Annotated in this window: 24 protein-coding genes and 5 pseudogenes; 1 reads left to right on the forward strand and 28 read right to left on the reverse strand. The window is 49.7% G+C overall.

Annotated elements, in window-relative coordinates; genetic code table 11:
* Positions 1–245: 245 nt before the first annotated feature.
* From PGS25_RS10935 to PGS25_RS11040, 22 genes and pseudogenes are all read right to left on the reverse strand, one after another.
* A pseudogene (locus PGS25_RS10935) lies at positions 246–947 on the reverse strand (ArdC family protein); the annotation flags it as partial.
* Positions 938–1,837, reverse strand: coding sequence for an LPD16 domain-containing protein (locus tag PGS25_RS10940; protein WP_270418685.1), 900 nt, complete (start codon positions 1,835–1,837; stop codon positions 938–940). The gene PGS25_RS10940 and the pseudogene PGS25_RS10935, both read right to left, overlap by 10 nt.
* 183 nt (positions 1,838–2,020) lie before the next feature.
* Positions 2,021–2,929 (reverse strand): radical SAM mobile pair protein B, encoded by a 909-nt coding sequence (locus PGS25_RS10945; protein WP_270418686.1) that lies wholly within the window; start codon positions 2,927–2,929, stop codon positions 2,021–2,023.
* Positions 2,917–3,606 (reverse strand): radical SAM mobile pair protein A, encoded by a 690-nt coding sequence (locus PGS25_RS10950; protein ID WP_270418687.1) that lies wholly within the window; start codon positions 3,604–3,606, stop codon positions 2,917–2,919. Before PGS25_RS10950 ends, PGS25_RS10945 begins: the two co-directional genes overlap by 13 nt.
* Positions 3,603–4,040: a radical SAM mobile pair system MarR family transcriptional regulator gene (locus tag PGS25_RS10955; protein ID WP_270418689.1), complete on the reverse strand. Its 438-nt coding sequence runs from the start codon at positions 4,038–4,040 to the stop codon at positions 3,603–3,605. The genes PGS25_RS10950 and PGS25_RS10955 overlap by 4 nt, the downstream gene beginning before the upstream one ends.
* 164 nt (positions 4,041–4,204) lie before the next feature.
* Positions 4,205–5,335: a CD1107 family mobile element protein gene (locus tag PGS25_RS10960; protein WP_270418690.1), complete on the reverse strand. Its 1,131-nt coding sequence runs from the start codon at positions 5,333–5,335 to the stop codon at positions 4,205–4,207.
* Positions 5,325–5,588: a DUF4315 family protein gene (locus tag PGS25_RS10965; protein ID WP_118648705.1), complete on the reverse strand. Its 264-nt coding sequence runs from the start codon at positions 5,586–5,588 to the stop codon at positions 5,325–5,327. The genes PGS25_RS10960 and PGS25_RS10965 overlap by 11 nt, the downstream gene beginning before the upstream one ends.
* Positions 5,589–5,603: 15 nt before the next feature.
* Positions 5,604–6,923: a C40 family peptidase gene (locus PGS25_RS10970; protein ID WP_270418691.1), complete on the reverse strand. Its 1,320-nt coding sequence runs from the start codon at positions 6,921–6,923 to the stop codon at positions 5,604–5,606.
* Positions 6,920–7,276, reverse strand: coding sequence for a hypothetical protein (locus tag PGS25_RS10975; RefSeq protein WP_270418692.1), 357 nt, complete (start codon positions 7,274–7,276; stop codon positions 6,920–6,922). The genes PGS25_RS10970 and PGS25_RS10975 overlap by 4 nt, the downstream gene beginning before the upstream one ends.
* 1 nt (position 7,277) lies before the next feature.
* Positions 7,278–9,665: pseudogene (locus PGS25_RS10980) on the reverse strand (VirB4-like conjugal transfer ATPase, CD1110 family).
* A complete protein-coding gene (locus tag PGS25_RS10985; protein ID WP_270418693.1) occupies positions 9,595–10,071 on the reverse strand; it encodes a PrgI family protein in 477 nt (158 codons plus the stop codon). The pseudogene PGS25_RS10980 and the gene PGS25_RS10985 overlap by 71 nt, the downstream one beginning before the upstream one ends.
* Before the next feature lie 20 nt (positions 10,072–10,091).
* Entirely contained in the window at positions 10,092–10,958 is an 867-nt protein-coding gene (locus PGS25_RS10990) for a VirB6/TrbL-like conjugal transfer protein, CD1112 family (protein ID WP_270418694.1), read from the reverse strand.
* 18 nt (positions 10,959–10,976) lie between these two features.
* Positions 10,977–11,060, reverse strand: a pseudogene (locus PGS25_RS10995) (Maff2 family mobile element protein); the annotation flags it as partial.
* 91 nt (positions 11,061–11,151) lie between these two features.
* Complete coding sequence (locus PGS25_RS11000) at positions 11,152–12,822, reverse strand: recombinase family protein (protein ID WP_118747348.1); 1,671 nt, start codon at positions 12,820–12,822, stop codon at positions 11,152–11,154.
* Entirely contained in the window at positions 12,823–13,020 is a 198-nt protein-coding gene (locus PGS25_RS11005) for a hypothetical protein (RefSeq protein WP_002304371.1), read from the reverse strand.
* A gap of 241 nt (positions 13,021–13,261) precedes the next feature.
* Positions 13,262–14,599, reverse strand: coding sequence for a virulence-associated E family protein (locus PGS25_RS11010; protein ID WP_270418699.1), 1,338 nt, complete (start codon positions 14,597–14,599; stop codon positions 13,262–13,264).
* Positions 14,568–15,212 (reverse strand): CHC2 zinc finger domain-containing protein, encoded by a 645-nt coding sequence (locus tag PGS25_RS11015; RefSeq protein WP_097786104.1) that lies wholly within the window; start codon positions 15,210–15,212, stop codon positions 14,568–14,570. The genes PGS25_RS11010 and PGS25_RS11015 overlap by 32 nt, the downstream gene beginning before the upstream one ends.
* 65 nt (positions 15,213–15,277) lie before the next feature.
* On the reverse strand, positions 15,278–16,858 hold the full coding sequence (mobQ, locus tag PGS25_RS11020) for a MobQ family relaxase (RefSeq protein ID WP_270418696.1): 1,581 nt from the start codon (positions 16,856–16,858) through the stop codon (positions 15,278–15,280).
* Between the two features lie 184 nt (positions 16,859–17,042).
* Positions 17,043–17,264 carry a DUF4318 domain-containing protein gene (locus PGS25_RS11025; RefSeq protein ID WP_006876003.1) on the reverse strand — a complete coding sequence of 74 codons (222 nt, stop codon included), beginning with the start codon at positions 17,262–17,264 and terminating at the stop codon, positions 17,043–17,045.
* Positions 17,265–17,640: 376 nt separating this feature from the next.
* A complete protein-coding gene (locus PGS25_RS11030) occupies positions 17,641–17,937 on the reverse strand; it encodes a DUF3847 domain-containing protein (RefSeq protein ID WP_117685615.1) in 297 nt (98 codons plus the stop codon).
* Complete coding sequence (locus PGS25_RS11035; protein WP_117685616.1) at positions 17,930–18,271, reverse strand: DeoR family transcriptional regulator; 342 nt, start codon at positions 18,269–18,271, stop codon at positions 17,930–17,932. The genes PGS25_RS11030 and PGS25_RS11035 overlap by 8 nt, the downstream gene beginning before the upstream one ends.
* Positions 18,268–18,456 (reverse strand): hypothetical protein, encoded by a 189-nt coding sequence (locus tag PGS25_RS11040; protein ID WP_002304353.1) that lies wholly within the window; start codon positions 18,454–18,456, stop codon positions 18,268–18,270. The genes PGS25_RS11035 and PGS25_RS11040 overlap by 4 nt, the downstream gene beginning before the upstream one ends.
* Before the next feature lie 483 nt (positions 18,457–18,939).
* On the opposite strand from PGS25_RS11040, the gene PGS25_RS11045 reads away from it, so the two are divergent.
* The gene (locus PGS25_RS11045; RefSeq protein ID WP_117685617.1) at positions 18,940–19,746 is read left to right on the forward strand and encodes a helix-turn-helix domain-containing protein; all 807 of its coding nucleotides are present in this window, start codon (positions 18,940–18,942) and stop codon (positions 19,744–19,746) included.
* Positions 19,747–19,857: 111 nt separating this feature from the next.
* Here the strand turns inward: PGS25_RS11045 and PGS25_RS11050 are convergent, their stop codons facing one another.
* From PGS25_RS11050 to PGS25_RS11075, 6 genes and pseudogenes are all read right to left on the reverse strand, one after another.
* Complete coding sequence (locus PGS25_RS11050; protein ID WP_117685618.1) at positions 19,858–20,322, reverse strand: hypothetical protein; 465 nt, start codon at positions 20,320–20,322, stop codon at positions 19,858–19,860.
* 21 nt (positions 20,323–20,343) lie between these two features.
* Positions 20,344–20,748 carry an SRPBCC family protein gene (locus PGS25_RS11055; protein ID WP_118106552.1) on the reverse strand — a complete coding sequence of 135 codons (405 nt, stop codon included), beginning with the start codon at positions 20,746–20,748 and terminating at the stop codon, positions 20,344–20,346.
* Positions 20,749–20,798: 50 nt separating this feature from the next.
* Positions 20,799–21,176 (reverse strand): TnpV protein, encoded by a 378-nt coding sequence (locus PGS25_RS11060; RefSeq protein WP_117685620.1) that lies wholly within the window; start codon positions 21,174–21,176, stop codon positions 20,799–20,801.
* Positions 21,136–21,498 carry a helix-turn-helix domain-containing protein gene (locus PGS25_RS11065; RefSeq protein WP_306751100.1) on the reverse strand — a complete coding sequence of 121 codons (363 nt, stop codon included), beginning with the start codon at positions 21,496–21,498 and terminating at the stop codon, positions 21,136–21,138. The genes PGS25_RS11060 and PGS25_RS11065 overlap by 41 nt, the downstream gene beginning before the upstream one ends.
* Before the next feature lie 71 nt (positions 21,499–21,569).
* Positions 21,570–21,722, reverse strand: a pseudogene (locus tag PGS25_RS11070) (Maff2 family mobile element protein); the annotation flags it as partial.
* A gap of 89 nt (positions 21,723–21,811) precedes the next feature.
* Positions 21,812–22,690 (reverse strand): annotated as a pseudogene (locus PGS25_RS11075) (VirD4-like conjugal transfer protein, CD1115 family); the annotation flags it as partial.
* Positions 22,691–22,720 lie beyond the last annotated feature (30 nt).

Consider the following 22,720-nt stretch of genomic DNA (forward strand, 5'->3'; position numbering starts at 1 on the left):
GTCAGAACAGGCTCCAGTCGGCGCAGCTCACTTTCCGGCATAGCCTCCCAGATGTCCTTTCCCTCGGAATGGATGGTAAAGCCTTCACCGTCATCGTGCTGCGATAAATGGAGCTTCAGCGTCATTGCTTCACCGGCAATCTCACAGGAAAAGGTGTGCTCTGCCATACGGGATAAGGGCATGTATTCGGACCCGATGCACTCGATATGCTTCACATCCGCCGCCGTCAGATGCGCCCAGACATATTCCTGGTGCAGGTCTGCAAGGTGAGAGTCGATTTCGGTAATCATCTCCGAAGCGGTCGTGCGGATTTTATCCAGTGAGGCCCTGAGCTCGGGCAGCTCTTTGCCGTGCGACCAGCCGGCCACATAGGCGAAGCTGTAATCGCCGTTCTCAATCTGTTCAAATTCAATGGGCACAGGACAGGCGCGCGTTAATGCCTTGAAGAACAGGTCGTACTGCGCGACATCGCCGGTCAGCTCGTTGACACCGATTGTCGGCAGCGGCTTTCCGTCTGTCTGGCTGACATCAAAGACATTGACCACCTTGAACGCAGGCATCAGAACCTCCTGCGTTTCCTTCGCATTGGTTCCGTCCGGATTTTTCACGATTCTGCCGGTAGCCGTATCGGTCTTGTCGACCTCTATTTTCTTCTTATAGGGCGCATGAGCGAGAATGCGGATGCCGTTTGCCCCCTTGCGTACCTGACGCCCAAACTGCCTTTTCCAGGTGGTGTATCCGGCAACAAGCGTGGCATCCGGCTTCTGCATGGCAATCAGCAGGGTGTTATTCAGCGAATAATTATGGAACTTGGAAAGCGTTTTCAGATACTGCTTGAATTTTTCACTCTCGAAAAGAGACTGAATACCTGCCTCCAGCTGATCCGTAATGGCCTTTACCTTCTCAAGCTGCGAGGGATAGCTTTTCTGCTCTGCGCTCATAAACATTCCTCCCGTTTTTTCTTTTTAGGAGCGGAACGGGCATCGCTGTGCGGTCTGTTTGCGATTTCCTTTCGCTCCGCATGAATTCGTTCCAGCAGGGAATTCAGCTTTTCCTCTGCGACATCGGCAGCGCGGTTTTCGACCATTTCATAATCCATCGGAACGAAGCTCCTGTCCTGCCATCCGAGATCCTGCAGGAGCATATCTCTGCACTGCTGAATGGTGATGTGCTTCAAATCAATATCGCCGCCGTCAATTTCGCTGAACTGCCGGTCGTAAACAGAGTAGTCCCAGCCGGTTTCAGTGGACTGAATGGAGAGATATTCGCGGTGCCCAATCTGCCAGGCGGCCTGGTTTGCCGTAATTTCCGGTTCGGGAGCGACTGTGCCGCCGCCGCGCTCCATCATCTCAGCGAACTCGCAGATGTGATAGACCCGGCCGGCAATTCTGGTGTGGTAATCATCAATATACACGCAGGGAGAAACAAAGTGTCTGCCCGCATAGTCGATCTGCACCTTGCCGCCGTCCGGGATACGGAACAGCTCGTTGTAGTCGCTGGTGATAAAACGGATGCTGTGATCGTGAGCATCCTCCGGATGCTCTTTTCGATAGGCGCGTCTGGCCTCCTTGATTTGCTCCAGCGTGCGAAGTGCAACTTCGGAAACCACTTCACCTTTGAGCCCGATCTCCTCAAGCGCCATCACTCTGGCACAGGCGAGGGGATTGCGAATCGGATTCTCCAGCATTTCCTCATAGGTGATCAGACCGGTGTGCTGAGCAGCGCCGGTAGCTTTATCGAAGGTCTCATACGCAAACCCCGTCTGCGTGACCGTTTCCTTCAGATGCAGGTAGGATTCGTGATCCACCAGATAAAGGGCTTCTTTCTTTTCAAACATCAACGTAATCTTTCTCCTTTCGCAAAAAACAGCAGCCAGGCACCGAAGTGCATGACTGCTATGTAAGGAACGGTATTCTGTTTTAGGTCTGTAAACTGGAATTGTTCTAAATCTTCTCGGTTGCACCTTCTTGCCCTTCGGACAAGGAGTCTCCCTCGTTCAAAGTTCTTACAAAATTTCTGTTTAACGATTTCTTTTTCCGGTATTTTCTGTCCCTCGGATTTCCTCATGATAGAAATAATCTACGATCACCGGATGTCCCTGCGGGACTCTGCCATAAGGCATTTCATTATCCACAAAGGGACAATCATACTTCTTAGCCATTTCCTCAGCTTTTACTTCAAGTGCTTCAAAGTAGCTGCGGTTATGCTTGTTATAGATCTCGTCGTAAAGTGGGACAAGATCAGGATATTTTCCGGCGATATAATCCATAATTGTCTTTTTGAAACCGCCTCGAAGATTGAGATTTTCGAGCCAGAACAGATCGCACTGATCCTTTACCCGCTCAAAGATTGCTTCAAAATCCGTGATGCCGGGGAATACCGGAGATACGAAACAGACTGTACGGATACCTGCTTCATATACCTGCTTCATAGCAGCGATACGCCGTTCAATGCTCGAAGCAGAGTCCATATCGTTCTTGAAATTTTCATCCAGTGTGTTGATCGACCATGAAACGGTTACTCGTCCAAGCTTCTTCAGCAGATCAATATCTCGTACCACAAGATCCGACTTTGTGCAGATCAGAATATCTGCGTCACTGCCGATCAGCTGCTCCAGAAGTTTTCTGGTATTCCTGAATTGCTCCTCCTGTGGATTGTAGCCATCTGTCACAGAACCGATGACCACCCGCTGTCCGGCAAATTTCTTCGGATTTTTAATTTCCGGCCAATGCTTCACATCAAGGAAAGTGCCCCATTCCTCCGTGTGTCCGGTAAAGCGCTTCATAAAAGAAGCATAGCAATACTTGCAGGCGTGTGTACAGCCTACATATGGATTGACCGAGTAACCGCCTACAGGCAGACTGGACTTGGTCATGATGTTCTTTGTTTCCACCTCACGAATGGGGATTCCATCGATTACTTCTGCCATGATCTCTGTACCTCTAACACTTTATTGAATTCCTCCGGCATTTCCTGAATCATATTTTCATCCCCTATGATAGGGACAAGATCTTCCTTCATAAATACCGGAATGTCAAGCGCATGCGCCTGATCTGTCAGAGACCATGCCCACTCCGGCTCCGTATGAACCTTCCTGCTCTGAACTCCAGTCATGGTGCCGACAACGATCCAGTTGATCCCGGAAAGGTCAACTGTGCCGGGATCATCGAATAACGGCTCAAAGGAAACATGGTAATGTTTTGCTCTGACGTTTTTCCGAAGGGCGTCGATACGCCACAGTTCTGCTTTCCTCGTCACCGTAATGCCAAACCATGCGTTTTCCAGATCGGTATCAAAATCCAGCAAATCAGGTCGCTTTGTAAGGAACAGGAACTGATGCTGTGGATTTTCACGGATTTTTTCAAATACCTCGTCTCTCCATTCTGACTTCCAGCCGGAAAGATCGCTCATCCCGGTAAGAAGAAAGTTTTGCGGACGTTTCTTTTCCATCATCTTGAGCTTACCCGGAAAGAATTCAGGGTCAGCAAAGTCATCAATCATATGCCAGCGTTTCACATTATTGCGGGCATAGCAATATGCACACCCCACTGTACATCCGATGACGATATTCATGTTTTGAATCTGATCTTTGATACAAATACTCATGATTTCTGCCACTCCTCAAGATTCTTTCTGATGCGGTCGAGGTATTCCTCAAACTGGGTAATTTCTTCCTCCGAAAAACCTTTGTAGTAAATACTGCCCATTTTATCAGATACAGAATCGTATTCGTCCTTTAAGGCATGTGCTTTTTCAGTCAGAAACAGGAGTGTTTTCCTTTTGTCCGTTTCAGACTGAACACGTCTTATCAGCCCTTGATGTTCCATTCTTTCCAGCATCGTAGTAAGAGAAGTTATCGCTAATCCACATTTAATCGAGAGTGACCTGATTGAGATTCCATCTTCCTGCCACAGCACATAAAGAATACGCCCTTGGGCTCCGTTAAACGCATCAATATTCTTTTCGCTGAGAATCTTCTCAAAAATCCGGTCACCAAGCTGTTTTATTTTGGTGACAAGAAATCCGCCATTCATTTTCACACAAAAACTCCTATATAGTATTTTATCAAATAATACTATATAGGAGTTTTACTGTCAACAGTTTGTATGTCTAAGTAGAAGTAAATTTCTATTTGTCGCTTTGCGTATATTATATCACATATGTAAAGGCAGCCCGAAGGCTGCCCCAGGAATTAATCTTTTCCTTACTCCTCCGTATCCTCTGGCTCGGGCATATATTCAGCATCGTCCTCGGGATAAGATTCGTCCTCGTATTCCTCCGGAAGCACGTATTCGTCCTCATCTTCCTCGGTATAATCCGCATCCGGATCAGGTCGCTGTTCAGCGGCCTTTTTCTTTTTGGTCTGCATCATGAAATATCCACCGCCGCAGGCGATCAGGATGATGAACACACCGATGACTGGCAGCACGGGAGCGGTTTTCTTTTCTGCCTTTGGAGGCTCCTGCTGCTCGGGCTCTTCTGTTTCAGAGGGTGCCTGAGGCGCTGATTCGGCCTCATCCTTCTCGGCATTGGCGGCATCCTGTGCCGTCTGGAAGGACTTTACCTGCTCCTCGTCCATCAAGGCGAAAAGGTCTGCCTCATCCACCATATTCAGAAGATGTACGTTCTCCTCACCCTTGTCGTTGCGGTCAATAATGAGATAGAAGTAGTTGCCGGATTTCGTGACAAGGGTAATGAACTGCTGACCGGCACCGGAGGAAGACCCAATATCATCGACCAGTGTCAGATTGCCCTCGGGCGTGAGCGAAGTGCCAGTCTGATTGATGCTGTTCATCATGAGGTAAAGCATCATGGAGAGGAATTCCTCATCGACCGTTCCGCTTTCCTGCTCCTTTTTGAGCATGCCTACATAATCCTTGTAGACATAGCCGGTCCGCTCGGGAACAACGACCTGATACCAGTCACCGTCCTTGCTGACCACCTGCACCTTCTCGCCGGGCAGCAGGTGACCGATGATTTCGTACTCCATGCCGGAGCCGGAGCGAAGGTTCAGATAGCTGTTCACTGCATCGCTGACCGTGCCGTCGGTTCTGTCCTGCCCGGCATCCTCGGCAGACCATTTCCAGTCACCGAAGGAGAAGGTGAGCTTGCCGTTCTCATCGACATCCACCTCGTAAGGCAGCTTTTCCTGCTCGGCCTGCGCTGCATCCGAAGTGGTATCCGAAGTGGCATCCGAAGCGGCCTCTGCGTTTTCCGTAACCGGTGCAGTCTGCTTTTCGGCAGTTTCGGTGTCGGCGGCAAAGCAGGTCGCAGGAAGTACGCCTGTCATCAGAAAGCCAGCCATAAGACCTGCCGTCATTCGCTTAATATTCATTTTCGGTTTCCTCCTTGTCATAGTCCGATACGCTGTTCTGCTGCGGATAAACACCGACAGTCCCCTGGGCGGCCAGTGAGATGATCTGTGCGAGCTGCTCCGGCGTCAGATTGGCAGCGTGCACCATGGAATGGATGACACCGTTCTCCTCCTCGCGGTAGCGGTTCTCCAGATCCTTTACGCGCTGATTCCATTCGGCCTGCTTTTCGCGGGCACGCTTCAAATCAGCGCCAATCCTTTCGAGTTTTGTCATGTCTGAAACCTCCTGTCAGTTTGGAATTCGCCCATAGCAGTAGAAATGCTCCTGCCAGTAGGACGTGTTGACGGATGCGTAGGAAATCGGGTTGCCGCAGTGAATCATCATGCCGTTGCCGACATAAATGCCAACGTGACTTGCACCCGAGGTGTTATAAGTATTCTGGAAGAAAATCAAGTCGCCGGGCCGTGCATCACTCGGCCGGATGATTTTGCAGTAGTTTCTGAGCCCTTCGGCGGTCGTTCGCCCCACATTCCAGCCGTTTCCGCAGTGGTCAATGACATAGCAGACAAAGCCGGAGCAGTCAAAGCTGGTCGATGGGGAAGAGCCGCCCCAGACATACGGATAGCCGAGATATTTCTCCGCTTCACGGATCATGCTGGCAAAGCGTTGGTCGGTCAGCGCCTCGCCGGGAATATTGTATTTCAGATAGTCACTGCCTGCCGAAACATAGGGATCGTCGGCAAAGAGATAGTCTTTGTTGCCCTTGGTCTGCAGCAGAATGGCATAGCGCTCGGACTGATCCTCGTTCATGCCGCCGGACACGGTGATGACATGCCCGAGATTTTTGTTCACGAGCGTGACATTGAGAATTTTCCTCTTTCGGGATACCACCTTCTCGATTTTCAGCTCATATTGCAGATCAAAGAGCGTTTGCAGGGTGGACTGCACCTCGCTTCGGCTGTAATCCTCGAACAGAACCGTCAGATAGGCGGTCAGCTGATAGGGGTCATGACCGATCTCATCGAGGTAGTAGTTATATTGATCGTATCCGGGACAGGTCGATTCGATGTTGTCGATTTTTTTCTGAAGAGCAGCTTCGAGCGCTTTGTAGTCATCGTTTGCGCTGATAATATCCCTGTCCTTTGCGGTGAAGGTGGTCGCAACGACAGCACTCGAACTGCCCGGCAAAAACGCAGAGCAGGAGGAAAGGGCAGAGGACACCATCATGAAAAGGAGCATCACGGCTCCGACGGCGAGAAACAGCTGCGGATGCTTTGCCGCCTGCTCAAAGAGCGTATCCTTGAAATCTGTGAGCTTCTGTCCAATCGACTTGATGCCCGCAGTGCCTTCTTTTGCGGCAGAACCTGCATTTGCTGCCGCCGCCTCGGCTCTTTTGGCGGCGGCGTATTCCTTGCGGATCGCCTTTTTCTGCTGCCATCGGGAGAGCAGGTTGGAAAACTCCTCCGGATGCTCAGTCATGCGTTTCTGATAGAGTGCCTCGACGTTCGCGGCATCGGATTTGCCTTGCAGACGCTCTGCCTTCCGGTATGCTTTCAGCTTTCTGCTGTAAATGCTATGCTCGACGGCATGGGCGCTGAGTTCAGTCACTCTCGCTGAGGTGCCGCCTGTACGGCTGTATTATCATTCTGGTTATCCACAGCAATCTGTCCGTGAATCGTTCCGGACACGGCTGCAGCTGTGGAATGAACCGCCGATCTGGTGAAGCGGCGGCCCCTGCTGGTCAGTTCACCGGCAGGGATCTCCTGCTTTTCGAAGGTAAGATGTACTTTGCACTCAGCGGTTTTGTCTGCTTTCAGCTTGAGCCTGCGCCTTTTCGGCGCTTTTTCGGCGGCACGGTCTGCTTTGTCTGCTGCTTTTTCAGCTCTGGCGGCGGCCTGCCTGACCTTCGGACTGGCAAGCTCCTCTTTCGTGAAGCGCAGTCTGGTTGCCTTCCTTGCCATATCACGCCTCCTTCGTCTCCGAAATGTCGGATAATTTGGTCGTCATTATTTTATAAAGCGCCAAATCAGTCGGGAAGTGATCCACAAAGGGAAGGATGACATTCCCGTAGAACAGCAGGCCTTCGCCTTCACCGGAATGGGTCACATAAGAGAGCTGGTGAGGGGAAATGTTCAGCTGCTGCGCCAGGATCTGACGGTCGCCGGCAGCCTGATTCAGCATATACACGAAATCAGAGTTCTCAAAGATGTTCTCCACCTCACGGCTGGACAGCAGGTCTTTGACGTTCTGCGTGATGCCGGTGGGAATGCCGCCCCATTTACGGAAGCGCTTCCAGATCTCCACGGAGTAGGCGGCGGTCTGCTCCTCCTTCAGCAGAAGGTGAAACTCATCCATATAGTAGCGAGTGGTCTTGCCTGCGCTGCGGTTGGCCGTCACGCGGCCCCACACCTGATCCTGCACGATGAGCATGCCGATCTTCTTCAGCTGCTTGCCAAGCTCCTTGATGTCATAGCAGACAAAGCGGTTGTTGATGTCCACATTGGTCCTGTGATTGAACAGATTCAGAGAGCCTTTGACGTAAATCTCAAGCGCCGTTGCCACACGGTGCGCTTCCTTTTCCTCCTGCTGCAGAAGCGCATGGTAGAGATCTTCCAGCAGCGGCATATTTTCCGGTTTCGGGTCCTCAAAGTAGTGCTGATAGATCTGATGCACACAGCGGTCGATGACCGTCTTTTCAATGGGCTGCAGGCCCTCCTTGCCGCCGACGATCAGCTCGCAAAGAGAAAGAATGAAATCAGCCTTCAGCGCCAGAGGATTGTCATCCTCGGAATAGGACTCGTTGATATCCATGGGGTTGATATAGTGGGTGCTGGTCGGACTGATCTTAATGACCTGACCTTCCAGACAGTTGACCAGCGGGGTATACTCCGCCTCAGGATCGCAGATGATGACATCATCATCGGTGACCAGAAAGGCGTTGGTGATCTCACGTTTTGCAGAGAAGGACTTGCCGGAACCGGGCGTACCGAGGATCAGCCCGTTCGGGTTCTTCAGCTTCTTTCGGTCTACCATGATCAGATTGTTAGAGAGAGCATTCAGCCCGTAATACAGGGCTTCATCGCCGCTTTGGAACAGCTCCTGCGTGGTAAAGGGGATGAAGATCGCCGTGGAGCTGGTGGTCAGCGCCCGCTGGATCTCGATCAGGTTATTCGCAAGAGGGAGGCTGCTCATCAGGCCCTGCTCCTGCTGGAAGTCCAGCCTTCTCAGGTTGCAGTTGTGCTTCTGGGCGATGGAGCTGGCCTGAAACACATTGTTTTCAAGCTCCTGCTCCGTCTTGCCGGTGTTCATGATGAGAAAGGTGATCAGGAACATGCGCTCGTTCTGAGACTGCAGCTCCTTCAGAAGAGCCTTCGCATCCTTGCCGTAGGTAGCCAGATCGGAAGGGATGATGTCCATGTCATACCCGGCACGGACGGCCTTCTTCTGTTCCTCGATCTTGCTGCGGTCCAGTTCGGTAATGGTGTGCTTGATCTGCTTGATGGCAGCGGTCTGGTCCACTGACTGGATGTGCATGGTGACGATCTGGCTGGATTCCATATCCAGAAAATCCTTCAGCAACTGATCCGACAGGTCGGAAGCCGTGATCTGCAGGTAGCTCATAGCTCCGTGGAGGCTTCCCATGGTAAAGGTCCTGCCTCCGGGGAAGGAGAAGGATGTGGGCGCGATAAAATCCTTCACGGAAAGGCCGGAATCTGCCAGTCAGTTCCAGTCGAAGTAAAAACGGTCATTGTCGCCCATGTGGAACATGGCGTGCATGAGCTGCAGGCGATCCTTGCCGTTCAGAACCTTTGCCACCACACCCAGGCGTTTGAAGTTGTTCATCAGATTGGTCTGAACGTGATCCAGACGGGGCTTTGCCTCGCGCATGGACTCGGCTTCAATGCCGAAGGTGATATATTTGGTCTTGGTCAGGCCATTATTGCCCTGCGCAAGCTGCGTCTTCAGCATCTGGCTGTACTCGCTGCAGACACTGTTGAAGTGGTCGTTTCTGAGGGGAATGCGGATGTTCTTTTCAAATACCTCTGCATCCGTTGCCATGTTCATGAAGGACAGCTCAAAGTGGATAGAGCTGTCGAAAAAATTCAGGAAGGAGCACCACTCTTCAAAGATCGCGGTCTTGTCCTCCTGCTGCGCCAGCTGGTAGTTGATGTCCTGATACTGAATGGTCTTGGTGTAATACCGGTCGCTCACACGGCAGATGCCATCCGGAAACATACGCTGAAAGGGAATCGACTGCTGCGCGGTGCGGGGAATGCCGTCATCCCGCTTCGCCCGTTCGATGATCTCCTGCACCTGCCGTGCCTGCGTTTTCGTCAGATTCTTCGGCATGTTCAGATCTCTTTTTTCTGCCTTTCGGAACAGACTTTTCATCGTAAACAATGTTTTTTACCTCCATTTCTGCCTGCGCCTGACGGAGCAGGACGGCATAGTAATTGTTCGTCTGATAAGGGCGAACCTTCGGCCTTACAAACTTGGTCTGAATGAACTGCTTTGCGATTTTTTCCAAAGGCTGACCGTCCCGTTCATACATACCGAGAAAGAAGAACGGCATCATGATGAGGATCATGCAGATGGATGCCATGCTGGTATTGCCGTCGGCCTTGAGCAAAAAGAAAGACGGGACACCGATCAGTGCACCCGCCCCAAAGCAGAGAAGTTGACGTTTTGTCAGATTAAATAAGATTTTGGATTTAACCCTCGTAAGATCACGGGGGACAGGAATATAAGCTGCCACTGCGAACCAGCCCTCCTTCCTTAGTGTGCCGAGAATACACTCTTTGCAAGTGCACCGGTCTTAAATAACGTGAAGCACAGAAGCACGGTGTATCCGAGAATGCCCCAGATGGATCCGATGATGTCATCCGAAACAGAAATGCTCTGGATCAGCACCGCATAAATGCCGACACAGATCATAATCAGGAATCCCTGAAACCCGAGAGCAAACAGGGATCGGAGATAATTCTGTCCCACCATACTCTGTTCGCGGTTTCCGAAGGTGGAGAACGGGATCGGTGCCATACTGGTCATCAGGTAGATCTCGATCATTCGTCCGTAAACGATCACAAAGATCAGAACGCTGAGTGCCTTGATGGTAAACTGGACCACCATGCACTGCAGGAACAGCCCGAACAGCGGCCCCAGCTCCATAGCCTCCAGCGTTTCCTGCATGGTTTCCAATGCAGATGTATCCACAGCCGTACTCCCGGCGATGAGTCCGCCTGCGTTATTGATAACATGCTGCGACACATCAAATACGGCCATCACGATATTAAACGTGTTGGTGATAAGCATCACGGCGACAAAGGTCTTGAAGATCCACTTGAAGAAGATCCATGTTTCAAAGCTAGCGAGGTTGTTGTGGTCGATAATCATCTGAATCAGCTCATAGCAAGCGATAAAGGTTAAAATCAGACCTGCAATCGGGATGATGACGGTTTCGGAGACACTTTGTATCATGGTAAAGACGCCCGGCGAGAAGTTCGCCGGAGTCGTCCCCACCTGAGCTGCAATATCGCCGACCTGTGTGTTTACCGAATCAAACAGTCCCGTCAGCTGATTCATGATTGCGGAAACAAGCAGTTCCTTTAACCATTCGCCAATCTGATCGAGTACGCTGTCCAACGATCAACACTCCTTTCCTTAGCCGAACAGGCCGGAGAGCAAAGGTACCAGCGTGATGCCAATGAGCGCCACGCCGCCGCCAGCCATCAGCTGTTTTATCCCCAATTAGGTGTAAAAACTCTGCTCGATGGCGGGCGGCGGCGTACAAAAAATCTATATGGTGTTTTTAAGAGAACCGTCCCGGCGGGACAGGTCAGGCAGTGACCTGTTCCACCTCCGGGATGGGTTTGAGATTAAAATGAATTTCGATAGAAATGTGTCTTGTTTTATCTTCGTCAATGCGCTCATGCACGACGATTTCTTTGATTAAGCGGTTGAGGGTGGCTGCGTCCAGCTCTGTGATGTTGGCATATTCCTGAATGGCTTCCACCCATTGTTTTGCGTCATTGGCAAGCTGGACTTCATCGGACAGCCGCTTTCTGCCCTCGGACACTTTTGTTTTAAGCTCCGTCTGCTCGGTCTGTGTCTTTTCCAGCATGGTGTTGAAATTCTGCTCACTGATACGCCCTGCAATCATATCCTCATAAAGCCGCATGACCATTTTGTCCAGAACCTCAATCCGTTCCTCGTCCCTTGTAAGGGAGCGTTCCATTGCTTCCCGCTGTTCCTTTTGTTCGGCTTCGCAGGTATTTGTCAGGCGGTCGGCAACCGCTTCCCCGTCCATCAGGGCAGCTCTGGCACATTCCCGGATTTTCCGCAGCACATGGCTGTAAAGGGTGTCATAATCAATCCGGTGCTGGGTGCAGTGGTTCTTTCCAAAGGCGTTGTAGGTCTTGCAGGAATAAATCCGCTGGGGATATTTTGCGTTTGTGTAGCGTATCGTCAGCGACTTCCCACACTCGCCGCATTTTAACAGTCCGGCAAACAGGCTGATTTCATTGGTCTGCCCCGGACGCTGGCGGGATTTCAGCTTGTTCTGCACAATATCAAAGCTCATGCGGTCAATCAGCGGTTCATGCTGTCCCTCCACCACAATCCAGTCCTCCGGCTTCTTTTCCCCAATCGTGCCGATTTTGAAACGGTAGTCCTTTTTCTGGGAAGCAATCGCCCCGGTGTAGACGGGATTCATCAAAAGGTCTTTGATAACGGAGAAGTCCCACATATACCGCCCGTTTTCCGGGTCTTTCTTTTCCCATTTGGTGCGGGTATTGCGAAGCCCCCGTTCCCGGTTCCACCATGTGGGGCAGGGGATTTTTTCTTCCTCCAGCCGTCTGCGGATATAGTTCGGACCATGACCGTTTAGGGCATATCCGAAAATCAGCCGCACAATCGGGGCTGTTTCCTCGTCAATGAGCAGATGGTTTCTGTCCTCCGGGTCTTTCCGATACCCAAACGGGGCAAGACACCCGGTAAACTGTCCTTTCTGCGCTTTCAGAAGATAAGAGGAATGGACTTTCTTGGAAATATCCTTGCTGTACATCTCGTTCAGGATATTCTTGAACGGGGCAATATCGTTGTTATCACGCAGGGTGTCGATACCGTCATTCATGGCGATATAGCGGACGCCGTTCCTTGGGAAAAAGTCCTCAATCAAATGCCCGGTTTGCAGATAGTTACGCCCCAGTCGGCTGAGGTCTTTCGTGATGACAAGGTTGATCTGCCTGCGCTCAATGGCTCTCAACATTCTCTGTAAATCAGGACGCTCCATGTTAAGACCTGTGAAGCCATCGTCCTGATAGACTGCCACAACCTCCCATCCCTGCTTTTCGCAGTATTTTTCCAGCATATCACGCTGGTTTGCGATACTGGCACTTTCGCCTTGCAGGTCATCGTCCTTTGACAGCCTGCAATAGACCGCTGCACGATAGCCCCCGGCAAGTGCCTTTCCGATTGTTCTGTATTCCATTTCGTTCATCATAGCCATTTACCCACACAATCCAGACGGTATCTGGCTCTTTTGAACCTCATCTTCATTATAGCTTATATCTTTCTTTTTAGCAAGATATTCTTTTGTATTTGTCTTTCCGTATTTCTGGGAAATCAGGCTGACGAACACATCAGTGGCGTCCAGTTCCCCGTCAAACACCGTTGTAACATGAATCTCTGTTTTGTTTTTTGCCATAGGCAGTTATCCTCCATACATGAAAATAGCCAGACAGAGGGTGTCGGCAACGAAGTCCGGCAACGGGCTTCAAAAGACCTTGCAAACAATCTCAATCTGGCGATGGTTACTATTTATACTTTTCTTTTATTTTTCTGTTGTTTTGGTTGTCATAGGGGAGAAAAGCCCGGAAATAAGGGGTTTTCCCCGGCAACCGGCTCGGCAACGGGATAGCAACAGGGGGTGCAACGGGCGGTCATTTTCAGAATGGAAGCTCCATCTGTTCTGTGACCTCCACAAAACCATCCATCGTTTTTTCAGACGGGTTGCATAAGTCCGTTGCCGGGTTTTCACGCTCCCAGCCCTTTTGTCTGCCATATTCGGAAAACATTCTTGGGTTCGGGAAGTACCGCCAGCCGGTAATGCACTGGTTCATAATCTCGTTGATTTCCCGGATTTCCCATTGCTTCGGCTCGTCAAAGGTATGGTTCAAGGCTTCCTTGTAAAGCTGCTTGGAACAGACCATGCTCCCGGTGTACTTATCAAGATACGCCTGTATCATTCCGGCTTTGGTGTCCTCCGGCATAAAATCCCGCTGGTGTTCTTTGAGATACCGTTGCATGGTGGGGCTGAAAGCCAGCTTGAACCTGCCGCTTCGGTAAATCTCCATCGCTTCTGCCCACATCTGCTCGATATAGGCTCTGGAAGCAACTTCGTCCTCCAAAATGTGAACCTCGGCTTGCTCCGGGTACACCATGACGGGAATAAAGCGGCGGTTGCCGGAACGATCAAGGGGAAGAAAATCAAGGGCATTGGAAGTGCCGCCAAACACGCACTGACGGGGGCGGTCTGCCGGGTGGGTTTCATAGGGTATCTTGTAAACCTCTTTCTGCCGGCTTAAAAATGACTTGATTTCCTCAATGCTCTTGGCGTTGGCGGTTGCCATCATTTCTGACATTTCGATAATCCAGTGACCTTGCAGCTTGCGGTACACATTGTCATCGTCCAGCTTCCGCAAATCATCGGAGAACCACTCGTCCCGGACTGCCAGCAAACGGAAGAAGGTGGACTTGCCAGCCCCCTGACCGCCTACCAGACAGAGCATGATTTCAAATTTGCACCCTGGCTGAAAGGCTCGTGAGATTGCACCCAGCAGGAACAGCTTCAACGCTTCATAGGTGTAATCGTCTGCGTCAGCCCCCAGAAAGTGCCGCAGGCAGAAACGGATTCGTTCTGTCCCGTCCCACACAAGGGTATTGAGATAGTCCCGGATGGGATGGTACTTGTTTTCATTCGCCACAATCCCGATGGCGTTATCAATCTTTTTCTCATTGGTAAGCCCATAGGTTTCTTCCAGATAAAGAAGCAGATACTTCATGTCCGTATCGTTCAGGGCGGTGCTTTCCCTGTGAAAACCGATGGGCTTTATGATGTCCTTGCGGTCGGTCAGAATGTTGTATGCGATAGCCCCGGAAAGCAGCGGGTCACGCTGGAATACGGTCAGGCAGTTCCGTATGCTCTGACGGACACCGCCTTTCTCGGTAGTTTCCAGCCCCGCCTTGATTTCCTCAATGCTCTGGGGCGGCTGCATAGCGTTCATGGTGTTTTTTAGTTCTTGCTGCGTCTGCGGCTGCAAGCTCTGCCATTCGCTGTTCAATCTGTATCACATCCTTTCCGTAGTCCGTAATCAAAGCCGCTTTTTCCTCTGTTTCCCCAAAGAGCAGCACATCCAGCTGATATTCCACATGGGCTTGCTTCTGTAAGGCTTCCACAAACCGGGGATGAAAGGCTTCCTCTGGGGAGTGCGGGGCATATTCCGTTCTCCATGCCATAAGCAAGTGGAGATAATCGGCAAGGATACGGAAGCAGCGGTTCTTTGCTTCCTGAAACTGTTCCTCCGGGGATTTCTGCCGGGGCTTGGGCTTTTTTGCCTTTCCCGGCGGTTTCCAGTCCTCATAGGAAAGCCCAAAGTCATTTGCCAGTTGTACGGCGGCTTCTTTCTTTGCCAGCCCATACAGGGCGGCGGCAAAATCAATCACATCCCCATCCGCACCGCAGCCGAAGCAGTGGTAACGCCGATCCAGCTTCATGCTTGGGGTTTTATCATTATGGAACGGGCAGCAAGCCATCCCGTTCCGACCTACATGGATTCCATAATGCTCCGCAGCCTGTCTTGTTGTGACGGACTGCTTCACAGCTTCAAATACATTCAAATCTATCCCTCCTTGAAAATAAGAAAAGCACCTGACATTCTCTGATTGAAAATGGCAAGTGCCTGTTAAAGTTCCATATCCTGTTGTCTGTGTTTCGCCTGTGCCGGGGCGGTTCTTTGAGCCTTTTTCTCGTCTGCCTTATCCTGCAAGACTTCCTTGATGGGCTGCTTCTTGGGCGGCTCTTTGCTTTCCTCTGTGCCGGGTGTGGCTTTCCGTACCCAGTAGCGGATGTCCCGCAGCTTCTTCAAATCCTCCTGTACCTCGGTCAGCGGTACTTTCAGTTCTGCGATTTCGCTGAGAAGCGTTTCCTGCTCCTCTTGCAGCTCCTTTTGGGTACTGTCCTTATCGTCCGGGTGCTTGGCAAGGTAGGCGGCGGCTTTCTCATACCGGGCAACCTCCGGGTGTTCCTGTTTGAATTTCTCCTTTGTTTTCTTAAAAAATATCTTCTGGTACTTCTCATAGACAGCCTTACATTCTTTGCAGTCTGTCCGGCTGGCAAGAATCCCGTCAATCACTTTGCTGCGGGCTTCCTTTGGCTTCATCTGATTGCGGTAATCGGCGGCTGATTTCCCGGACGCTTCCAGAAACGCTTCTAAGTCCTCCACAGTGGAAAGTCCCTTTTGCCGGAGATAGGACAATGCTTCGCTGACTGCCTTTAAGTCCTGTGAAGTCCCCCGGTTCTGTCCAGCCCTTGTCCAGTCTTTCCGTTCTTCCTTTCGTATCTCCATATACTTCATCAGCAGATTGGGAAGAAGTGTTGCTTCCTCCGCCGTTTTTTGTGCAAGCAGCTCTTTCCGTTTTTCTCCCAGTTCGGTAATCCAGCCTTTGAGGTTTTGAATGAGCTGCCGAATGGACTGCATCAGGCGGTTGGCGGCTTTGATTTCCCGGTTCAGGTTGCCGATATTCGTCTGGATACCACGCTTTTCCATCTGCTGGACAGCAACCCCCTCATGGACAGTGGGGACTATATCAAGCCCCTGTCTGGCATAGGAACGCAAGTCCACACGCTCCGGGCGGTCATTGGCTTCCAGATAGCGGTTCTGGATGACCTCCCATTCATGCCGCCAGATTTCACAATACTTCTGGTCGTTCCAATCAACCGTATCCTCCTTGTGGCTTTTCCACCTGCCGGACGGAAGTTTTATCCGTTCTCCGCTTTCATCAAGGTCATAAACCTTGCGGCTCTTGGGAAGCCATTTCCCATGTTCGTCCATTGCCCGCATAGTGAGCAGGACATGGGCGTGGGGATTGTGTCCCGGCGGATGGGGGTCATGGATGGCAAAATCAGCAATCATGCCTTTGGAAACAAATTGCTGTTTACAGAACTCCCGGACAAGGGCGGCGTACTGGTAAGGCGGTATCTCTCTGGGGATGGTAAGCACCCACCTCCTTGCAAGCTGGGAGTTCCATTGCTTCTCCACAGCTTCGGCGGCGTTCCATAAGGTATTGCGATCTGCGTACTCCGGCGGGGCATTTGCCGGGAGCAGGATTTCATTGTGAACGATACCACGCTTTTCCGGGTAGTGCTTCACTTCCTGGTCGTATTCACAGAACAGCTTTTCGCCGCTCTGGTAAGCAGCGGCGGCAACAGCAGACTGCCGCTGGCTGCGCTGCACAATAGAAATTTCGTTGTGTGGACAGGGCATTTCGTGTCCCTCCTTCCTGTGATTGACTGATGGGGTGGCGTTTTGCCACCCCACCTTGGGCAGAAAAAAAGCAGGAGATCTTTTCAGATTTCCTGCTTGGTGTGCCACTGTGTAGGCGGCGGGTATTTAGTTGTGAAAGTTCGGGGCAAGTTGACCCGATGTGTAGGGAATGAAAAACTGGAAATTATTTTTCTTTGCATTTTATACCGTAATTTCCCCTACTACCATTTTCGTAGCCCCGATATATTTCATATCTTTTTCCATTTATCTCCACTTCGTCATCGTTAATAAATGTATAAGACTCGCCATTTTCTTCACAATATTTTGAAATTGCTTCCATAGTTTTTGCAAGAGTTGGGTAATTGGTACTATCCTCATAAGGAACCCAAAAAGCCTTTTTAAACATATAAAATACCTCCTTCTAATTTGTTAAATAATCCACGAATTTTCAAATCTTTGTAAAATAATAGTATCATACAACTTCGCAAAAGTCCACTTATAACTTCTAATTTGTTGCTGTCTTTATTATACTGCATTGCCTATCGAAAAGATAGTATATTTTATAAAACTTGTCGGCTGGGAACAGCTTGCAATGCAAGGTGTCCCCAGATGGCAAGTCCACAAAAGGGTAGCTGGCGAAAGCCAGCGCAGGGGAAGCGTAGCGTCCCCTGTTTGATTTGGAGCAGACCATGACTGCGGAAAATCACAGCCCTCCGGCGAGGAGCCTTCGGAGAACGCAATGCACCAACCTCTGGGTGGTGTATAATTGCGCCCTTAGTAAACTAAGGGGTTTCCGGCTTCTCCCGTTCCAGCAGTTTTTTCAACAGTTCCTGTGTGTCCTGTCTGTGAAAAATGAGTTTCAACAACAGCATGACATCATCATCTGTCAGGCGTTCCGGCTCTTGTAGAAAACTTTCCAGCATACCGCCACGAGTACAGAGCCGGTGCGTCCGTTCCTTTCGGGTAAGCTGCTTTAACTGGTGCTGCAATGCCTTTTCATCATGGATGGCTTTCCGCAGTTTCTTTTCGCTTTTCTCCAGCTCCCGGTTTAGCTTTTCCAGCTTTGAGGTATCAGGCAAGGGCAGCGTCCCCCTTTCCCGGTATCAGCACATAAATCCGGTTTGGTTCTCCAACGCCCTGACGCACCCGCATGATAAGTCCGGCGGTTTCCAGTTCATTCAGAGAACGCTTGACCGTCATAGGACTGCGGGACAGGACTGCGGCAATGGCTGTGACAGGGAAGCAGACAAACAGGATTCCGTTCTCGTCCTCCTGCCCTTTGGATAGCATAGCGTCCAGCATCCGGCAGTACATGACCTTTGCGGTGCTGCTGACTGGAAATCCTGTCAACGCTCTGGGAAAGGGCATACAGGGCGGCAATGATGTGTCTATCGTCATAAATTCAAAATTCATTCTGTGTGTTCCTCCTTTTTCTTTGCTCGTTTGGATAAATAACGGGGGCAGTCAATCACAACCGCCCGGAAGCTCTGCTTGCACCCATGCTGGCATTTCCGGCATAATTCGTTGTAAGTGACACGCCCCCGGTCATTGAGGTAAAATGAAAGCTCATGCTTCCTCTTTTTGCTCATTCTCGGCATATTGCGCTTCCTCCCGTTTTCGTGTATGGTTTCGGGGCGATTTTCGGCAAAATTACGGTCATAGAGCCGCCTAAAATCTCCCGAAGTATCAGCGATAGGATAGACTGTCCCCCTATCAGATTGTCGTGTTTCGGTATCATTTCGGTGTCAGTCCGCCAGTTCTCCCCGGTGTCGTTCCTCCCCTGAATCTCACAGCGGCGTATCGCTCCCGTTGGTACGCTCGTTTTGGTCAGGGTTCCTCCATATCCCTGCCAAAAGTCATGGCGCTACATCGCCGGGGAAGCATATCCCACACAGGCTGGTCATTCGATTGGAATAATCCATCGATGAACTACCTGTATCATAGAACATTTTTGTGCCCTGTGCCGTATGTCCACAAAGTAGGAATTAGGGGTAAAAATCAGAAATTTCCACGATTGCGGAAAGTGTGCTATAATCCAGTTAAGCGGCAGCAATGCAACCGCCGGAAAGGAGCGTGCGCCCATGAAAGGAGCAACAAGCATACAGGAACGCCTTTGGGAACTCCGCAAGGACAAAGGCTTAAATCTGGAAGAATTATCAGAGCTGACGGGTATTTCCAAATCAGCCCTTGGCAGTTATGAGAAAGAGGATTATAAGGAAATCAATCATGGCAACCTTATCACGCTGGCAGATTTCTATGGGGTTTCCGTTGATTATCTGCTGTGCCGGACAGAGAACCGGGAGCAGATTAACACGCCACTAACAGAGCTGCATTTGAATGATGAGATGGTTGCACTTCTGAAAAGCGGTCGGATTAACAACCGCCTGCTCTGTGAGCTTGCCACACATAAAGATTTTATCAAGTTTCTTGCGGACATTGAGATTTATGTGGATGGGATTGCCACCATGCAGATTCAGAACCTCAACGCCCTTGTCGATACCGTCCGGCATGAAATCATTGAACGGTATCGCCCCGGCGAAGATGACCCCCATTTGAAAGTGTTGCAAGCCGCCCATATCAGCGATGATGAATATTTCAGCCACATGGTTCTGGATGACCTCAACCTGATTATCCGGGATATTCGGGAAGCTCACAAAAAGGACAGCGAGAGTGCACCCCAGACCACCGTTGCTGATGAACTGAAAGAAAATCTGGAAGCGGTCGAAAATTTCAAGGGCAGCCGGGATGAAAAGCTCGTTGTACTTTACTGCAAGCAGCTTGGTATCAACTACAAAAATTTATCGGAAGAAGAATTTCGCTGGCTGATTCGGATTCTCCAAAAATCAAAGAAAATGGGAACGCCTATCAGCCAGAGGAAAAAACGGTAACAAAAAACCGCTGTTGCATGGTTGGGGTGGCTTCCATGTAGCAGCGGTTTATGCTGTGCTTATTTAGTTAAAATTTAGGGTGACAAACTGAGGATACAACTAAAATACTCCCTATAATTGGATTGCCGATTTCTCTGAATCATTTATATATACTGCAATCGAATCTGTTTCTTTCATATACGGCTTATCCCATAAAAGATGGCTTTTGTGATGATAAATCTTCCCTCCGTATGTATAGCTGTAAAGAACTCTGTACGGGGACTTTTTTCCATATTGTAGAAACTTTTGCATATATACCTTTTCTACAATCCCATTAACTTTAATTCCGTTAGAAATCAACTCGCAATATGATTTCCTCTTTGCTGAAGCGAGAACTGTAAAAATAGCTTGTGCAATTAAAAAAGCGACACCAAGTACAGAAAAAACAATCCCAATGTGCCTTTGACTTTGAACTATTGACGCTGATGTAGGCTGTAATATTCCAATAAAACTAAGCAAACCAAAAACGATAAAAGCACAGCCTAAGCACATAGAAATAAGAGCATATAACTGTTCTGCATATTTGATTCTATTCATAGTATTCTCTCCTTTACAACTTCAACTTTGTTGTTCCAATGCTTTTTTTAAGTCCAGAACAAATTGAGTTTGCTGCTTCTTCAAATAGAGTTTTACAAAAGGTTTCATAAACCACTTTTTAGGTGTCACATTTTCTGTAAAATCAATTTGTGTTTCATTTCCCTTAGCTGTAAAAATACCAGTCCAATGCCCGGCCATATTGCTATTTTCCATGTCAAATTCCCAGCGGTTATATGGCTCAACAGCAGTAATAGAAAATGTAGTTGCATATCCGTCTTTCGTGTACTCAATAAACTGCTTCTCATTTATGATTTCTGTTTTGCTTAAATCGCTTCGCCACGCACTATATTTATCAACAGCAAAAACAATATCCCAAACTTTATGAATATCATCATTGATAATCGCATTTATATTCGAAATTGCCATTTTCATACCCCCTTCAAACTCTATTTTGTCATAATCATTCTACCATACCATTATGAATAAATCATCTCATACAAAACAATTTCTTCTGCCCGGTTGTGAATGTTATTGCAACGCTGCACCCATTCCATTTGACAGGTACGCTTCAATTCCTCGGTCACGCCCTCGGCAGCTTTCATCTGCTCCATGATGGTGTCTAACCGTTCCTGTACCTGTTCGTTCAGGTCTGCAAGGTATGTCCATAACTCCCCTGTCAAGGTCAAGGTGTTCAATTTGGCTGGGTGGACTTCTCTTAAATACTCCCGGTGCATCCGTCCGTACTTTCCGATAGGGCGGTGTTCCTCCGGCAGCTTCAAATCTGGGATATAGTAATCTCCGACAAGGATATAATCAATTCCGTTTTCCGTTATTCTTGGTTTCAATTCGCTCATGCTCCTTACCTCCTGTGGAAGCAGGCTCGTCTGATACTAACTCAATCACATCGGTAATCTCACAATTCAGCGTTTCGCAGATACGGGCTAATGTATCCATGCTGATGTGCTTTCCCTCTTTGCTCATGTTGGCAATCATATTCGTTGTCATACCAGCAGCAAGCCTTAAATCTTCTTTTCTCATATCACGCTCTAACAGTGTATGCCAGAGTGGTTTATAGCTGATGTGCATATTGCTTTCCCGCCTTCCTATCCATACCACCGGGGCGGCTGCCCCGGCAGGAACTTTTCTCTTATTATAGCACCAATCTTGTGAAATCACAATTTATTCTTGTGGACTGCCGCTGATACCGTCTGGATTGTGCTTTTCCTTTCTTTTTGTTCCCTTTAATTAGCCATGAACTGCTTAATGCCCTGGCTTTTTGCCGCAGGGTTGTCCGACCCGTAACCTTCCAGAAGGTTGATGACGCCCCATACCGCCAGACCGGCGCCAAGAGCCATGACCAGAATTTTGAGAATGTCGATTGCCTGATTGAAAAATTCCATATACGTTCCTCCATTTTGTTTGTTTGATGGTTTTGGGTACAAAAAAAGCCGCCCACATCGGCGGCGCTTCGGGTCATCATGGCCCGAAGTTACACAAACTCGTCGCTGTCCAGATCATCGAAGTTCAACAGGTCAGCTTCTTCGTCCGTGTCGGAGCCGTCCACTTCGTACACCGTGTATTCGTCCTCCGGCTTTAGTCTCAATGGCCGGTGGCGGAACAGGCTTTCCAAGCGGAAGGCGTTTTTCTTTTTATCAAATTCGGCTGTGTACTTGTAATTCGGGTGCTTTTTCAAGTCATACTTTGGGGATAGAAAAGGCGGGAGCCCCCTAAGCTGCAAGATACATTTATCCCCGGGCATGGTGGTGATCTCGCTGGTGGTCATCAGCTCCCGGCCAAGTCGCTGCATATTCTGGCTGTAACTTTCAGACTGTCCACGGCTTCGGCCCTCGGTCTGCATGGAGATGGTGGCCTTGCCCAGCCAGTTTTCCGAAATATCCTTTAGGGTGGAAGCCTCCCGGCCTCCGAGGAATACGATACTGTCCATGTTGCCCATGATGGTTTCGGAATGGTCTTTGTACAGCGCCTTGCACTGGCTCATAGCCTGATAAAAGAGCGTCAGGCTGATCTCCCGTGAGCGGATGACGGCCACAATCTTTTCCAGCCCCGGCACCTGCCCGGTGTTGGCAGCCTCGTCCCACAGCACCCGCACATGGTAGGGCAGACGCCCGCCATAGATGTTGTCAGCCCGTTCACACAGAAGGTTGAACATCTGCGAAAAAGCGAGGGCAACCAAAAAGTTGTAGGTGGTATCCGTGTCGCTGATAAGGAAGAACAGCGCCGATTTTTCGTCCCCCAGCTTATCAAGCTCCAGTTCGTCATAGGACATGATCTCCCGGAGTTGGGGAATATCAAAGGGAGCCAGTCTTGCACCGCAGGAAATCAAAATGCTTTTGGCTGTCTTGCCAGAGACGAAAAGTCAAGGACTTTTTCATCAAAT

The sequence above is a fragment of the Butyricicoccus sp. AM78-15b2TA genome, assembly GCF_027665985.1.
Taxonomy (GTDB): Bacteria; Bacillota; Clostridia; order Oscillospirales; family Butyricicoccaceae; genus Agathobaculum; species Agathobaculum butyriciproducens.

Excerpts from the sequence above, each read along its gene's own strand:
- PGS25_RS11060 (WP_117685620.1), bottom strand. The coding sequence starts at position 21,176 with ATGAGCGAATTGAAACCAAGAATAACGGAAAACGGAATTGATTATATC.
- PGS25_RS11035 (WP_117685616.1), bottom strand. The coding sequence starts at position 18,271 with ATGAATTTTGAATTTATGACGATAGACACATCATTGCCGCCCTGTATG.
- PGS25_RS11025 (WP_006876003.1), bottom strand. The coding sequence starts at position 17,264 with ATGTTTAAAAAGGCTTTTTGGGTTCCTTATGAGGATAGTACCAATTAC.
- PGS25_RS11010 (WP_270418699.1), bottom strand. The coding sequence starts at position 14,599 with ATGAACGCTATGCAGCCGCCCCAGAGCATTGAGGAAATCAAGGCGGGG.
- PGS25_RS10945 (WP_270418686.1), bottom strand. The coding sequence starts at position 2,929 with ATGGCAGAAGTAATCGATGGAATCCCCATTCGTGAGGTGGAAACAAAG.
- PGS25_RS11050 (WP_117685618.1), bottom strand. The coding sequence starts at position 20,322 with ATGAATAGAATCAAATATGCAGAACAGTTATATGCTCTTATTTCTATG.
- PGS25_RS11045 (WP_117685617.1), top strand. The coding sequence starts at position 18,940 with ATGAAAGGAGCAACAAGCATACAGGAACGCCTTTGGGAACTCCGCAAG.
- PGS25_RS10960 (WP_270418690.1), bottom strand. The coding sequence starts at position 5,335 with ATGAATATTAAGCGAATGACGGCAGGTCTTATGGCTGGCTTTCTGATG.
- PGS25_RS10940 (WP_270418685.1), bottom strand. The coding sequence starts at position 1,837 with ATGTTTGAAAAGAAAGAAGCCCTTTATCTGGTGGATCACGAATCCTAC.
- PGS25_RS11040 (WP_002304353.1), bottom strand. The coding sequence starts at position 18,456 with ATGCCGAGAATGAGCAAAAAGAGGAAGCATGAGCTTTCATTTTACCTC.
- PGS25_RS10965 (WP_118648705.1), bottom strand. The coding sequence starts at position 5,588 with ATGACAAAACTCGAAAGGATTGGCGCTGATTTGAAGCGTGCCCGCGAA.
- mobQ (WP_270418696.1), bottom strand. The coding sequence starts at position 16,858 with ATGCCCTGTCCACACAACGAAATTTCTATTGTGCAGCGCAGCCAGCGG.
- PGS25_RS10950 (WP_270418687.1), bottom strand. The coding sequence starts at position 3,606 with ATGAGTATTTGTATCAAAGATCAGATTCAAAACATGAATATCGTCATC.
- PGS25_RS11005 (WP_002304371.1), bottom strand. The coding sequence starts at position 13,020 with ATGGCAAAAAACAAAACAGAGATTCATGTTACAACGGTGTTTGACGGG.
- PGS25_RS10975 (WP_270418692.1), bottom strand. The coding sequence starts at position 7,276 with ATGGCAAGGAAGGCAACCAGACTGCGCTTCACGAAAGAGGAGCTTGCC.
- PGS25_RS11000 (WP_118747348.1), bottom strand. The coding sequence starts at position 12,822 with ATGGCTATGATGAACGAAATGGAATACAGAACAATCGGAAAGGCACTT.
- PGS25_RS11055 (WP_118106552.1), bottom strand. The coding sequence starts at position 20,748 with ATGGCAATTTCGAATATAAATGCGATTATCAATGATGATATTCATAAA.